Genomic DNA, 15,983 nt, shown 5'->3' on the forward strand with positions numbered 1-15,983 from the left:
TTTATAACCACATTTCTTTTAATTTTGGAGATCGGGAGAGTCGGAAAGAGCTTTTAGAAATGTGACCAAAGACTCCACTTCGCTTACTGAAAAGTTTTTTCCTAACTGATAATAACCCATTAGTCGGACTGCATCTTCTAAAGTTTGAACACTCCCATCATGAAAGTAGGGTCCAGTCAGTGAAATATTTCTCAAGGATGGAACTTTAAAATAATATTGGTCCTGTGGTCTTTTGGTTACATTATAACGTCCCTTATCAGAGCCTTTATTGTAAGGATGAGCAGTTCCAATTTTTCTAAATGAATTACCGCCGAGAAGGGGACCATTATGACATGTAATACATCCTTGCGAGAGAAAGAGAGATAAGCCGTCCTGCTCCTGTTCTGTCAGAACTTTTCTATTCCCACTTAAATATTCATCAAATCGGCTTCCCTTCGTGACCAATGTCCTTAGATAAGCAGACAGAGCAACTGTGACCGTTGAAATGCTTATCTTTCTTTTTTCTCTCGGAAACAGTCTTTCGAAATCCAAAGTGTATTCTTTATCATAAGAAATTCGAGACTCTAACTCTTTCTCAGAAGACAGTTTCATTTCTCCGCTATTGAATAAATGGTCCTTAATCAATTCATTGTAATTATTAAATTTTCCATCACGATAAAGAGCAAATTGGAACGCAGAATTAATGATTGAAGGAGTATTTCTTTGAGTCCGCTTGCCTTTTACGCCGATAGACAAAGCAGTATTATCTGCTCCTGCCTTATCATTTGTAACAGGGTGGCAAGAGTTGCATGATATCGAACCATCCAAAGACAGGCGATTGTCGTTATAAAGCCTCTGCCCCAACGAAATAAGCTCGGGAGTATCCGAGTTACTACCTGGAACTTTATTCGGAATTGTTCGAAATATCTTCGTAGCATCTTCCCAAATTCTATCACTCTTTTTAGAGGAGTTACATGAAAGAAGTAAAACTGAAATGATTAGAAAACTGGAAGTCAAAGAATAATTATAAAGCAAGACGATATCCTTATTTAGCTTTTTTCTCAAATTTAAAATATAGCTTAGTAATAATGAACAGAATGATGAGATTAACAAAAGTTAATAACCCCTGCAAAGAAAGCGACCAAGACAAATAGTTAGAGGTTATGCTACCAAATGAATTCTCAGTTGTTCTTTCTTTTGGAACACTTATTTCATTATTTCGAAAGGTATTTGAAACTTCTGATAATAAATTAGAAATAGAATTTGCTTCAGGAGATCCTGAAACTATAAAATAAAAGTTATTTTGACCCTTACTTGTTTCTCCCGACTTAACAGCAGATTCTACTTTCGGTGGTTTAAGAGAATTTTTTGACTGCAAATCCTTTAAATCTTTACCGCTTAATTCCGCCAATCTCTTCCTAACGATTGGATGACTAGGCCAGCTAATGGAAGCCAACGAATAGTATTCGTGAGCAGTTCTATATTTTTGATCTCCATACGCTTCGTTAGCAAGGGCAATCCAGATTTCCGTTTGGTATAAGGCTAATGTCGGATCATCTGGATGATCCTCGGAAAGATTCTTAATTTGTTCTTGAGCTTCCTTATAGTTTCCTTTTGAAATTAACGCTTTAATTTCTGGAAAATTATTTTGTTCAGAAAATAAAGAAACGCTGCATACCGTTATAAAGAACAGAAGCGTCCATTTACTAAATTTCATTTTCATATTTCCTTTTTTCCAAAGCCATTTTGGCGATGGAAGAATACTATCGACTTAGAATTACAGACCGATGACCATACCGAGCGACTGGCATTGAATTCCTAGCTGTCCAAGTCCCGGTAGTACTCCCCATCGAGATAGAGTATACTAGATCCAGTGGGACATACACAGTCTTAGATCCACCAAATACATACACACTTCTTGTATCGTAAGAAAATTCAACCGAAGGAGCATATACAGGATTTGGCATTACGCTCCCGGTAGTAATGGATTTATTTGATCCGATTGTATAGATTTCGAATTCGGTGGACGGAAGAATAGCATTTGGAGGCTCGTTCACATTGTTTAATGTGCTACCTCCGACAGTGACTACTGCTGGAAAATCCGATGGATTCAGATCTGAAGGAAGCGGTCTATAGCAGGCGGAACCTGCTCCAAACTTGCTAAGGTTAAACGCTGATTCTGCCCCAGTTGTAGTATTTGAGGAAGGAATATACGCATCTCCAGTATTCTGAACATTACCGGAATAATTCCTTCCTGTGCTATAAAAGATGATTCCATCAATCGAACAAGCATTCATATCAGATCTTGCGAGTATCGGAGATGACGAACTGATCATTTGCCAAGTACCTGAAGCCCCAATCCCCGGAGTAAATTTGTAAACTTTATTTGCCGGAGGAGCAGACATCGCCACTCCGATTGTTCCGCCCAATAAGTAGATACTTGATCCGACACTAGCTATAGAAGAACCGACCAATGCTTGTGGCATAGAGGAGAGAGTTTTCCAGCTATTAGCAAATGGATCATACTCTTCAACTGTGGTTAGAAGTGTCGTTAAGGAAGTATCCATTCCACCGATCACATATATTTTATTGTTTAGAGAAACGATATTTGCGTAGGCTCGTGGAGTCGGAATGTTCGTGATCTTTTCATACCATAAATCGGTTACCGGATCATATAAGTCGATTTGCGCTACTGCCGCTAAACTATCTCCTAACCCACCGACAACTATAATTCCTCTTTTTAATATCTGTGACAAATCCGGTTGCGATTCAAAGGATTGCATTCCAGACATAGCCATTCCGGTATCGTGCTCGCAAACTACTTGAAACTTAATATTTGTGTTTCCGGAAAGATTTTTTAATTCTACTAAATGTTTCCTTCCATCTACTAAGCTTACTGCTATATTTTCAGTTCCTGTAGAAGGACCGTAACTTACAAAGCCTTTAGCTATAGTAGAGCAGCTCCAACTTAGGGTCGCTGAATTAGAAGTCAGATTACTAATCGCCCAACCCTGAACTTTAAGCGATGACAATTCAGATCCGGATTCGAGTGGAGTTTGATCACATGAGAGGAAGGAGCAGAACAAAAACGAAAAGAAGAAGATTTCAGTAAGTTTTCTTTCAATTACTTTGATAATTGAATAGGAAGTATTTTCTTTTAAATTCATATACGGAAACCCGCCATAATCTGTAGTCCAGTCATATCAAAGGAATAATGCCGCTCTTGAATATGTGTCGTATACCATCCTACTCTTAACTGAAAATTATCATATTTTAATCCCTGCCAGCCTGCTTCAAAATTTAATGCTGGATTAACACCTGCTCTGGTAACGCCCTTTCCGGTAAACTGGTCATAAGACAAACCACCGCCGACAATCGCATAGAAATCCAAAATTTCCGATTTCTTATAATCATACTTAGCGTATAAAAAATTATTAAAGAAAGAATAATTAGAGTCTGGACGATTTGATATCAGATATTCCCCTCGATATCCTACGAGCCAGCGAGTGTTTAATTTAAACGAATGCGGCTCGGCTGCCCATGATCCTCCAAACGAATAAGGGTTTTTTCCACCGATAGACTCGCCATTAACTAAAGCTAAAGCTCCAATTCCGATGAAAGACTTATTTGCGGTAGCATCTGTCTGTAAATAATTAGCATCAAATTTTATTTCTTCACCGGCTGGCTCAGAGGATGATATTTTCGATTTTTCTAAAGTAAGAAATCCAATATCTGTTTTTACAGTGTACGTATTTGCATCTTCTTCCGCGATCAATCCGCGAATTGTGCTGTTATCCTTCATTTTGAAATTTCTATATTTGAAGGAGATATGCTTTCCAGAGATTTTGAGATTTACGGACTGGATTTCTGATTTTGGAACTACATACCTATCATTTTTCCACTGCAAAGTTAGATCCTTTTCAGTTTCAGAAATGTAATCGCAAATAAAGACCTCACCTGTTTTTAATATAAGCTCCATTGAACTAAGGAAACTTAATGGAATAAAAATTGTTACAATTATGATTAATCTTTTCATTTATTATAGACTAGCTTAAATAATATCGACCAGAAGCTAGGAAAGCTAGACTTCTGGTTCGCAACCTTCCTCAGCGTTTACCTATTCCCCCTCTTTTTCTGGAAAAAGTTCTTCTTTAAATTTATCGAATGAAACATTGTTCTCTAGAATTTTAGCAGGACCAATGCCCGAAAAAGCACTGAAGAGAATTGGCAAGGAATGTGGAATTGGCTTTTCGATCAAAGTAGTGTGAAACTCAGTTGGGTCACGTAAAGTATCATCAGTAATCCCACCATCTTCGTCCGGAGATGCTTCAAACTCGAATAATTCTCGCATATCTCTGAAAATAGAATAAGCAGTAGCTGAATATTCTCCAATTTTCTGTCCTCTTTCAGCTCCTTTCTTATCCCATTTATTCAATCCGTGATCATATCCTCCAATTAATCTTCCTGCTCCAGAAGCGAGCATTTGTAATTGGAAATTATATATAACTGCATCCCGAACTTCATCTTGAACTACATTTAGCATCCCATATTCTAAAGACTCGAAAATCCTCTCGCTAACAAACTCAAGACGTTCCATAACAGTAGCGGCTTCACTCAACTCTGTAAAAGCTGCAATTCCAATCGCATAACCTGCAACTCCAATCTGGACGGCTAAAACAATAGCTTCGATCGTTTGCATTCTTTGAAGCTCTCTTCTTGCTGCTTTTTCAGCCTGCTTCCTCTGCCATTGTAAGAACATTAAAGTTAATATCGGGTTCTCTTCATATGCCGCTTCGATGATCGCCTCTTGCATGGATTTTGATATTCTGTCCATGAGCTGGCTTCCTGATAAGTGACCACCGATATCTGTATGGCTCATCGGATTCCCATTTACATACATGTATTGGTCGCTTCCCATAGGAGCACCTGTGATCCTGTCGTCAGGTGTTATGAACCGACCTGTAAAGGAATCGTAGTATCTGAAACCGAAATAATATAAACCGGATTCGGAATCGTCTTCTTGCTCCGTATATTTGAATCGGAACATATCCGGACCAGTCGAGTTACTAGCATCTATTTTGCCGTAAGCATCATAGACAATATTCACTTTCCCGCTTAGATCGCCTCCATTAGCTGCGTTACCGTTCGAATCCGTAACCATAACTACGTTACCCAAGTGGTCAGGGTGAAACCAGTAGATCCCTTGTACAGGGCTACCACTTGCACCAGAAGGATCAGGAGGAGTATCACCTCCTCCGTGGTTTCCGAGACCCGGAGTTTGCCCGTTAATCCCGATAGCGATGTCTGCCCAAGGTGGATCACCGCTTTTATTAGGAACAAGAACTCCACATCCTCCGAAGCCAAAAACAGATAAGAAAACAAAAGAAACTATTAAGATTGGATTTATAGTATAAACCGTTAAGCCGAAGCCACTTAGACGCTTTCTTATGAAAAGCCGATTTGTTTTGTACTGATAAAGAGAAAACGATAGGATCGCTAATAGTATTACAGTAAATAGACTTACTTGAAGTCGTGTGGAAATCCTATTTCCTTCTAATAAGAACTGAAGCGATGCCCAGCTTATTCCGCTTCCCAAAAACTTTGCCTTTTCCAATACGAAGGCATTCAAGAATCGAGTTAAAAACCCAACTCCCGACTTACTAATAACTTCACTCAAAGATACCCTTTGCAAATCATTTGCGCCGGTTGTATCAGCACTCGCAACAGGTAATAAAACTGCATTTGAACGAGAAAACTGAGAGACTAATTCGTCTTTATAGCCTCTTACATAAATTGTATGTTGATCGGGCTGAGAAGGTCTTTGAAGAATTTCATATGCCTTATCAAATTCGTATACTTTACTTCCGTCAGGAAGAATCTTTTTGGCTCTGGTTCCTGAAGATCTATAAATATACTTACTAGTTGTTCCACCAACCGCATCAATCTCGGAGAGTCTTCCCAAACTATCATAAAGGAAAGTGTCCCCATTTCTATTGATCATGTTTCCGGATGCATCGTAAGAATAATTATAAGTATTCGTTACTCCATTTTCAGTAACAGTGGCACTGGTCACTGCACTATAATGCTGCCCGTCCGTATAAGAAAGAGAAACTCCGGCATTTTGAGTCATCCTTCCAGTATCATCATACTGATAGTTGTTAATCTGACCGTCTAAGAGGCGATAGGAACTTACTAACCGATCCAACCCATCGTAGGTGAACGATCGACTATATACAGGAGTAACTCCGTCAACGATGCTCGTAACATTTCCATTACCGTCGTAGCCAAGTGAAATATTCTGCTCTACTCCTGTTCCAGTACCATTAGTCGTATAGTTTGTCACTCGTTGGAAAATAGGATCAACGTATATTTGAGTTTGGACATTATTCCCAGTAGTTCGAGTAAATGCATACTGATTAGATCCTACAGCAAGTCCATAAGTTACTAACGGATAATTTGTACTTTGTTTATCAAAGCTATCCATTGTAATCTCACCAAGATAACCCGCGTTAGAGTAGAAAGCATGAGTTTGGGTTCCGTCAGGATAGGTAAGATGTTTCAAACGCTTTAAAGCATCAAAATCATATTGAAATTTGACCGCCATAGAAGCATCACCCGAATTGATTCCCGTTTGATCTGGGTAATATATTTTCTCAGAAATATTTCCTCTTTGATCATACTTAACTGCAACGGCTCCGGAGTCGTCCCAAGAACTTGTTAGCTGATTCGCAAACCCACCTTGGTCATAGTAGAATTCAATATCTTTCTCACCATCAGGTCTTGCTATTTTAATAATCCTTCCTAATGAATCTGCGAAGTATTGAACTGTTTTCCCTCGACTATCAGTTTGTGACCAAGACTGATTAACATCATCATAATTAAAAACTATTGTCCCAGAATTCTGGCTTGTTTGACTCAATTTCCGACCGAGCAAATCATAAGTATACCCGGTAGTTAAAGTACTTGCCCCACCTGCAATGGTGTTCTTTACTTTCCCACTCGGGAAATAAGTATATTGTGTCGTGTTCGTGACGGCAGCACCGTCTCCTCCATTTCCAGTTACTATGTAACTGATGGTCCTTCCACGACCATCCTTAGTCTCTATGTATGTCTTAGTTGTGCCAGAAACCGATTGACCGCTATTCGGGTCCGCACTGGTTGTACTAACTTCTTTAGTAGCAGAAGAGCCATTATAGGAAATCTGAGCTGAACTTTGTTGAGCCAAGTCATTGATAGTTGTAGTACTTCCATCAACATCATAAGAAAATAACGTTGTATCCTTATCCATGTTGGAGAAATAAGAATTAGTCCGAGAAACCAACTGGTCTAAGGCATTATATTTGCTTTCTTGCGTTAGATTTTGATTAGCGAATCCTGCCGAGACGTTTTTCCAATTTCTTCCCATCGGATCGATAAATGTCGTTGTAAATGTTGAATCACTTGAAGATCCGGATGCAGACAGAGTCTTCGTCACCGATTGTTGAGTAGGATCGCCAATATTATCATAGGAATATACTTCATTCGGATTCGTTTCACCTGGATAATAAACTTTCGAAACTCTATAGTAATAATCGTAATCTGTGATAGTATATGGGATTGCTCCATATGCAGCAGAAGAACTTCCATTCAAAGGAATACTTTTCTTTTTAATCTTCCCAATGATTGGATCAAATTCTTGGATCACATAAGACCCATTTGGTTGCTGAATTAAAATTGGGTCATTGTGTACAGCGGCATCGTAAGTTAGCTGCGTTACATTATTATTGTTATCGACTATGTTTTGTGGATTCCCGAAGGTATCGAAATTTTGATAATAGGTCGAAATAAAAGAAGAGGAGGTTGAATATACATCCTTTTGAATTAAATGTTCCGAACTATCATATTTTAGTACTGCTTTAGAAATGAGGTTTCCATTTGAATCGCTCGAAGACGCAGTTACAATTCGGTCATATACTCCATCTGCGGGAACACTTTCGTAAACAATAGCTTTCGTAATCTTATCGGTTACAGTTCCGTCCGGTGAATAGGCTGTTGCTATATCCTGAACAGTTTGATAATTTCCTTCATTAGTGTAATTGCTGTAATTTAATGTCGTCGTACTAATATGATTGGAACCATCATTATTATATAAATCTGTAACCGTAGAATCCAGACGAACCCAAGTAGTTCCGGCAATTCCTGCTGTAATCACTTCAGAAAGCGTATTTGCCGTTGTAGAAATCAAGCTTCCGTTTGCATTCTTAACTTCCAGTAAATTTACCTTTCCGGACATCTGCGGACTGCTTTGATTTAAAGTATAAGTTCGAGTTACACCATTTGGATCTGAAATATCTTTTACTTTAAAAGAGCTAGGCCCTAAAACTCCTCTTTGAGAAGCATTTCCATTGTAATAAAGGCTGATTCCGTAGTCGTATGTATAACTTCTGACGTAGTTTGGATCTGTTCCGCCTGCGTAATCTGTTATGGTACTAGCAACCATATACTCCGGTGAAGCATTTATCGTTATCGGATAAGATAGAGTATTAAAAGTCGAATAGTCTTTAGGGATATCAGACTTTAATTTATATGAAATTGTGGAACTTTGAGCGGATGACTTTCCAGTGTCCCGTGAAATCACTGTTAATAAATCTAATCCATTAGAGTTCTTGGGTATTAGGCTTACCACAAAAGTATTCGTTGCAAAATCTATCGAAATTATATCTGAAACCGAATCTCCGTCTACGTCGAAAGAGCCATAAAATCTATCATGAGGTAATGCTATCGGGGTTACTGATTCAGCAGGATATCCCGTTCCATTCGAATAAGCTACATGTAACAAACTTCCATCAAAAAATAAAAAATCTTCTAGTCCATCTCCCGAAACATCTGCAAATTGTCTTGTATTGATACCGTCGTCATCATCTGGATTCCTCCAATCGACAATAAAGTTAGCTTGGAGAGTAGAAGTTGAACAAGTATTAGTAAATGAAACACCAGTATTTAAACAGACATGAAGTTTATGATCACTAGTCAGATAGGCGAAGTCGGTTTTATTGTCTCCATTTACACTTGGAAAAAATATATTTCCTTTTGTAGTATTCAACGCAACAGTAACTTGTTTTTGAATTCCTGTTAACCCAGAATTAAAATAAGTGATGTAAATTTTAGAACTTGTCCATTCAACCAACTCGACACGAGAGTCTCCATCGATATCCAGCAATTGTTTGTCGTCAGCATAACCGGACTGAAAATCAAAATTAAACTTAAATGACGGAGTTCTAAAACTTCCTGTTTGTTTAGAATATTGCGATCTAAAAATTTCTAATGATAAGCCATCTGACGTCCTACGCATTAGGTCCGTTCTTCCATCCCCATCAAAGTCTCCGGTCCAATACATCGGCTCCAATGCAAAGCGATCAGCAGAGGTCCAAGTTGGTCCGGATGCCAACATATATTGAGCTGGACCGATATCTGAGGTAACATTTGTAGCAACAGGCGTATTCCATTTTGATCCATCGGAGAACATGATAGCCAAGTTTGGATTTTCGTTTTGATCGACCCCATATATCAGATCGTTTCGACCATCCCCATCAAAATCACCGATACCATGAAAAGAGTTTTCTTTAAATGTTGGATCGATTGAAATTTTAGCCTCTCTTGTTGGTGAATTTGAGGATAAACTGGATATTTTTTGCAAAGCAAATCCTGCACCGTGAACTCCAGAATCAAAACCACATGGAAGCGGAAGAAATATTCCATCCGTACCTACAATTGACATGAACTCCATTTTTCCATCGCCTTCAAAATCGATTGGAAAAGAAAGAGATGTCGGAACTGAAGCACCAGTCATACAAGCACCGCAAACAGAACCCCCATATACATCTGGAGCCGCAAATCCGTTTGCGATGTATTTCCAACCTTCAGCTACATACACTGTACAAGCTAAATGCTCCTCTTCATAGATTGGATTGCACCCGAGAGGGGAATAAGTCTGATAAGTTGGATCAAAACCTGTGCAAGGAACTGAAAATAATGTCTGCCAGCAAGCGGCATATCCTAACACACAAATATTCTGATCTATCAGCGCACCGTCTGCTCTCTTAACTCCTGGATAAGGAACCGCCTGCCTTATTGAAGACATTAAGTTTACATTCACAGGAGAGCTAGAAGCTAAACCAAGTGAGATACTTGTTCCGTCACTGTACGTAAAATCGACCGGATCATATCCATCTCTCTTAATACTCTCCAGTCTTGCTCTTTTAGATCCAGGGGATTTTTGATACGTAAAGGTATATGAATAAATATTATTCCCAGAAGTAATCGAAGAACCAACATAAACTTTTAAACTTTGTAAGAGTTTACTGCTTTGAGTTAAAATTCCTTCCGAATAACTTGGGAAAGAAGAAGCAGAAATTGTCGACCGAGCTACGTAATTGAACTGAACAGCCCGATTGTTCTGGCTGTTACCAGAATCATCCGGATGTATATTATATCGAATCAAAATTGGTCTGAAGTCTGTACCTCCGGTATCTACTTCATACTGAATAGAATATCCATTCCCAAATTTATCTTTTACTTCCTGCAATGCCCAGGTATTAACATGTCCTCCACTTGGACCTGGTATTCTAGAATTAGAACTTGTGTCTTCCCCATCTAAATATCCGAAAGTGTAAGTCATTCCTGTCCGATCTGTTGCCACCCATTTACATGGTCCGATACCACATGTACCGAAAGACTGAAACCGTATAAATGATTCCGACTTAGATCGAAAATTACCGCTTCCTTGGGAAACTAGACGCCCAGCAAGTGAAGTATAAAAATGATCATTTGTGTCGTAATTTATTCCAAAACTAGAATCACGTTTGATATAATGTATTGTAGGAATTGTCCAGCCGACACCAAGAAATCCATCTTCTGTATTAGAAGTATAGGTTAGGCTTAAATCCGGTGTCATCCCGCGTGTTCCAACGGGCAAAGTTATTGGGAAGGAGACGGATAACTTTCCGCTTGGATCAACCGAAACAGCAGGAAGAGGCATAGGCATTGAAGTGCTTGGAATACTTCCAATAATTCCAAACAAGCTAATTAAAACTATAAATAGAAATCGGGTGAATTCCCTACGATTGAGTGTTTCCTTTATTTTCTCTGCTGAAAAAAATTTCCTAATTCTATTAGTTGTTTTTCGCATTTCTCGGGCTTCCCTCTTTATTTCCTGTATGAACAATTCCTGCGGGAATTACCCATAACGTGAGAAAAAGGGACTTCCTGATTGATGTCAAATTATTTAATCCACAATTTTGCGCCTTTTGCCATATACCCTTTGAGATACCTTTAAAGCGACTTAATGAGACAAAAAAGGATAGATTTTTGAAAACGATTCGCAAGTATATCCTTAAGAAAATAGCATCTACACTAAATTATGCGAAAACGAATTTTTAGAAGCCTAATTACTTTAGGGACAGGGATTATTTTACATTGTGATGGTTCAAATCTTACGAAAGCACAGTGCTACGAGTCACATCATTGTGAAGCTAATTATAATTCATGTGTTTTAAAGCAGTCACTCACTGCGAATAGCAATCCTTCCAGCTCTACAAACGTGAGTGTTCCTACGACAACTTACCCACCGGAAAGTCCTTCTCCAAATAGTGAGACAGAACCTAATAATACTTTCTCCCAAAGCTTTGATTCTGGAAACCCAATCTTTAGCGGACCAGTTGATAGCTATCTACTGTCCGCTAATCTATCTTCTTCGAGCGATACGGATATTTTTGGTCTTAGCCAAGAGTATCAAGTGTCTGTTTATTTTAAAATACAAGGTCCAGCTTCCTGTTCCATTTACTGGCAAAATCATTACGGATTAGATATCCCAGATACTTCTACGCCGGATGGCTATTTCACCTTTATTTCTAATTTAAGCACAACCCCTCAAAACTTAGAAATTCCAAGCCAAGGTGGAGAATATATTTTCATTTGTTCAGGAGGTTCCGCTGGTTCTTACTCTATTCAAACAGACCCCGGACCAAATGCGAGAAACCAATACATTCAGTTCCATAGTTCAGGTTCGTCAAGTGGTTCAGAAATAAATGCTTTCGAAGTCTACGGCGTTTCTAATTGTAGCCAAGCTCATAACACTTGTTTAAAGACTTGTAATAACAAGTTTTTATATTAGATCTACTTCTCTGTTTAAATAAATTTTCTTCCTACTCATACGTGATGAAATCTAAAGTTGAAAGCTTACGAATAAGCTTCTCGGCTTTATTGTACAACAACTCCTTACCTCTCAAAAGATCAATATTCTCCTCAATAAATTTTCTCATTAACTTAGAATAAGATCCATCAACATAGATAGTCCTATATTCATCGATGAGATCAACCATACAATTGACAATAAAATCATTAAGGTCTTCATTAGAAATTCTCCTCAAATTTTCGATGGCAGAGATACCGATGCTTACATATCTCTCTCTAATGAAAGAATCATTCCATGCATACACCAAATAATCTCGATCCCCATCTATTTCCTTCTTCGCATGAGAAATCAAGCCGCTCATGAACACCATTAACCATAACTTATCCTTCTTTTCCTTCAACTGGACAAATAAAATCAACATCCTCTTATACATTCCATTTGAAGTATCAACTAAAAGGTCTCTCTCCTCTAAATATTCTCTAAATACGCGAAAGTCTTCCGCCTCCAATACATAGCCATTAAATCTTTTCACCCTTCCCCATAGCGACATCCACTCTTCATACTGTCTGGTTCTTAAATAATAAAGACCGATATCGCTTCGATAAATATCATCGATATGATCAGATATTCTATCCTTAGAGAAATCCTCTTCCATTCTTTTTACAGCGAGATTGATAACCCTCTGAATGTTATTGTCCGGATAAATTAACTTTTTAGATTTTAACATCATTCGCAACGGCTCGAATAGATTAGAGCTAAAGATTACATTAACGACCGAGTAATTTTCTTCTATCCATGTATCCAAATCGAATGGAACAATATCTGCCACTTCCTCTAATTCAAACAAATATTCATTGAATTCAATATCCAACCAGCTTCTTTTACCTTCGAAGCTTTCAATTTCGTCACGCCAGAATCGCTCGTTAGAGGCAAAATCCTTATCAACAATATTTTCTTTTAATTCAGCTATTCTTCTTGAACGGTATTGTTCCAAACCTTCAGAGATGATTTTTACAACCTCTCTAGCCTGATTTTTATCAGATTTAAATAAAGGCAAAAATCCAAAACAATAATTTGGATTAATCTCTGCATTGATTTTTATTTGGTTCATTAGATCATTCTTATATTCTTTATCTAATTCGCTCCAAAGGTCAGAATTTAAAAAGTCTTGAATTCTACCGAGTACCAATGACCCAGTTAACGTAAAGAATCTAGAAGGATCAATATACTCAATATAAACGGCACGATCTTTTATTTTTAATTTGCTCAAAACAATTGAGAGGATATCTCCAATAACCTCAAATTCCGCCGAATATTCACGATTCTCAATATTGTCCAGCTCCTTGAGAAGTTTGTTAAATATTCTCAAAAGTACGAAAAAGTTCTCCCTGGAGAACACAGATAATGAATCACGTAAAAAATTTGAAATATTTCTAAACTGTAAATTTATTAAGCTGCCTTCACGCTTGCTGTCTGTGTTTATTAATAGTAAAGGGTTCTCAACTAATTTTCGAAATCGGTTAATTAGTTCACCTTGGAGTAACAACCATTCACTTGAATACTTCCACGCAAATAACTGAATTTTTTCATTTATTTTTATACTCTTTAAATCCACAGAAGCGGGAAGGACCATTATTAAATCCAGAATGTTATAGAGATTCATAGGATTTGACAATATGTAAACTAAAGATTTCTTTACAATCTCCACATCTACATTAACAGTCGGCATCCCATTAAGCCAATATTTATTAAATTCTCTGTATATTAAAGAAATAGGATGACTCTCTCGATAATAATTTATCCCTTCCTCCTTTTCTTGGAAAGCAAAATCAAATCCCGCTCTTGCTATTGATAGCCTAAATAAATTATTCTTATTTTCGGTAAAATCATAATAGTCTAAAAGAACACCTAGTTCTCTTGCCTCTTCAATTACTTTAAACTTTAATTCTCTCCAGGATTGTTTTTGAAACAGAGTATCTTCAAGTCCTTGATCAGCTCGGAAACCGTATTCCATTCTATCCGACAAGAGATCTAATGCCTGAACGGCTAAATATCTTTCTTTAATTGGATGGTTTTCTTGTAATATTTCTCTATAAGATTGATATGCGTTTTTATAATCACCTAATTCGAAATAAAGAAACCCTGTCCACAATCGCGACCATCCTTTTAACGGATTTTCTTCTAATTCTTTGATAAACTTTCTTATTTCTTTCCATTCTCCCAAATATATCATACAAATTAAATATCGGTAATGTAAAAGAGCAGACTCTTTAGCTCCAATATCTAGTTTACTCAGCTTCTTAATTTTTAGTTTTAATTTTCTCTCATGAATTTCATTTCCGATTATATATCTTACATACAGAACTCTTAAATATTCCGGCAAAATAGAACTCGTAAGCACATCATACATCTTTTCAGATCTCTCACCTTTTAATTTCTTCTTAAGAGTCCGAATGCTTTTAATAAAATAATCCAAGTCTCTTTCTAGGAGACCGTGTTCTTTACCCATTTTTATTCTTTCGAGAAGATAATTTGTAAACTCATGATAAACCAAAACAATTTCTTCTTGAAATTCCGTTAAGCTAAAGATGTTTTCAATTCCGTAAGACAGAATAGAAACAAAGGTATTATCATTGGGATAAGGAGAATCGGAGATCCCAAATAAAACAGATGAAACTTCATTCCAGTAGATATTTAGATCTTTGTGACCTTTTAAATTAAGCAGAGATGTTAACGAATTAATCCAATTTCCAAAATACTCAATCGTGAAATATTGATTAAATTCCTTCCGCCTTGATTCTACCCGAGACTGAACTTCACTCTTTTTCCATTTTTCGATCATCGATCGATATGTATCCCATTCTACTTTCTTTTGCTTTTTAATCGCCGGAATTAAACGTGTATTATACCACAAATAATCTGACTTATCAGGAGTACGATCAAAAGGGTCGGCAGTCGAAATCGACTCCAATTTACTAAGTATAAAATCTAAAAACTGCCCAGGTTTCATAAAATGTATTATAACAATCCAAACTCGCTTGGAGTTATTAACTCAATATTTCTACTCTTCCAATAATTCTTTACCTGCGAATTAATATCTGTGGTAATAAGAAATGAATTTCTTTGATAGTGACCAACTCTTGATTTTATATAATATAAAATTCCATCCAAGTCTGGATCATTTAAACTATACCCAACGAAAATTACTGTTTTTTCCGAAAAGATAGATCTCAACTTATCTATAAATAATGGCTGAACCCGTGTATGATATTCTTCTTCAGAAAAAATCCATGTGTCTTCATCCGAAATTGTTCCATGTATTTTATATATTGGCATACCGATTGTCCTAGGCATATCTCGTTCGTAAACAATCGGGGTAAATTTAACGCCTAACTCAGCCATAGTTCTCTCTATCAATGTGTCTATATTGGTTGTAACAACCCCGCTCCAGGGGAAATATTTAATGTTAAAAAGTCTTCTGTGAATTTCTCCTGGCTCAACCTCTTCATCAGGAACCGCTCTACGAATCAAATCATTCCTTCTCCGCAAATCAAAACGATTTTCGTAAATTTGAATTAACTTAGGAATCGGAAAAGAAAGTGCCTCGCTATCGGATATTCCAAGTTCTTTATAAAACTCCCTAGCTAATTCAGACCAAAGCATCATTTGAGAAGGTCTTATAGAATCTTTGGATTGAGCATTTAAAGATAGACCGGAACCGACAAATAGATACGCTCTTCCATTTTTTATTTCCTTAATTATATAATGAAGAGTATTATCCATTTCTTGGAAATTATTATTTGTCATTTCAAGTTATTCTTCCTCGTTCTTC

The 15,983-nt window shown here is 37.3% G+C and carries 8 protein-coding genes; 1 reads left to right on the forward strand and 7 read right to left on the reverse strand.

The window, feature by feature from the left end:
* Positions 1-18 precede the first annotated feature (18 nt).
* From B1C82_RS06330 to B1C82_RS06350, 5 genes are all read right to left on the reverse strand, one after another.
* Positions 19-1,014, reverse strand: a complete 996-nt coding sequence (locus tag B1C82_RS06330) for a cytochrome c peroxidase (protein ID WP_157894098.1) — start codon at positions 1,012-1,014, stop codon at positions 19-21.
* 10 nt (positions 1,015-1,024) lie between these two features.
* Complete coding sequence (locus tag B1C82_RS06335) at positions 1,025-1,696, reverse strand: tetratricopeptide repeat protein (protein WP_086446748.1); 672 nt, start codon at positions 1,694-1,696, stop codon at positions 1,025-1,027.
* Between the two features lie 46 nt (positions 1,697-1,742).
* Entirely contained in the window at positions 1,743-3,146 is a 1,404-nt protein-coding gene (locus B1C82_RS06340) for a Kelch repeat-containing protein (protein WP_086446749.1), read from the reverse strand.
* A complete protein-coding gene (locus B1C82_RS06345) occupies positions 3,143-4,015 on the reverse strand; it encodes an LA_3334 family protein (RefSeq protein ID WP_086446750.1) in 873 nt (290 codons plus the stop codon). Before B1C82_RS06345 ends, B1C82_RS06340 begins: the two co-directional genes overlap by 4 nt.
* An 81-nt stretch (positions 4,016-4,096) precedes the next feature.
* Positions 4,097-11,146 (reverse strand): RHS repeat-associated core domain-containing protein, encoded by a 7,050-nt coding sequence (locus B1C82_RS06350; RefSeq protein WP_086446751.1) that lies wholly within the window; start codon positions 11,144-11,146, stop codon positions 4,097-4,099.
* Positions 11,147-11,377: 231 nt separating this feature from the next.
* Here B1C82_RS06350 and B1C82_RS06355 point away from each other — a divergent pair, with 231 nt between their 5' ends.
* On the forward strand, positions 11,378-12,130 hold the full coding sequence (locus B1C82_RS06355) for a hypothetical protein (RefSeq protein ID WP_157894099.1): 753 nt from the start codon (positions 11,378-11,380) through the stop codon (positions 12,128-12,130).
* A 31-nt stretch (positions 12,131-12,161) separates the two neighbouring features.
* Here B1C82_RS06355 and B1C82_RS06360 read toward each other — a convergent pair whose 3' ends face one another.
* Together B1C82_RS06360 and B1C82_RS06365 are read right to left on the reverse strand one after the other, a co-directional pair.
* Complete coding sequence (locus tag B1C82_RS06360; RefSeq protein WP_086446753.1) at positions 12,162-15,161, reverse strand: tetratricopeptide repeat protein; 3,000 nt, start codon at positions 15,159-15,161, stop codon at positions 12,162-12,164.
* Between the two features lie 8 nt (positions 15,162-15,169).
* The gene (locus tag B1C82_RS06365) at positions 15,170-15,958 is read right to left on the reverse strand and encodes an SIR2 family protein (RefSeq protein WP_086446754.1); all 789 of its coding nucleotides are present in this window, start codon (positions 15,956-15,958) and stop codon (positions 15,170-15,172) included.
* Positions 15,959-15,983: the final 25 nt, after the last annotated feature.

This window comes from Leptospira venezuelensis (assembly GCF_002150035.1).
Lineage (GTDB): Bacteria > Spirochaetota > Leptospiria > Leptospirales > Leptospiraceae > Leptospira_B > Leptospira_B venezuelensis.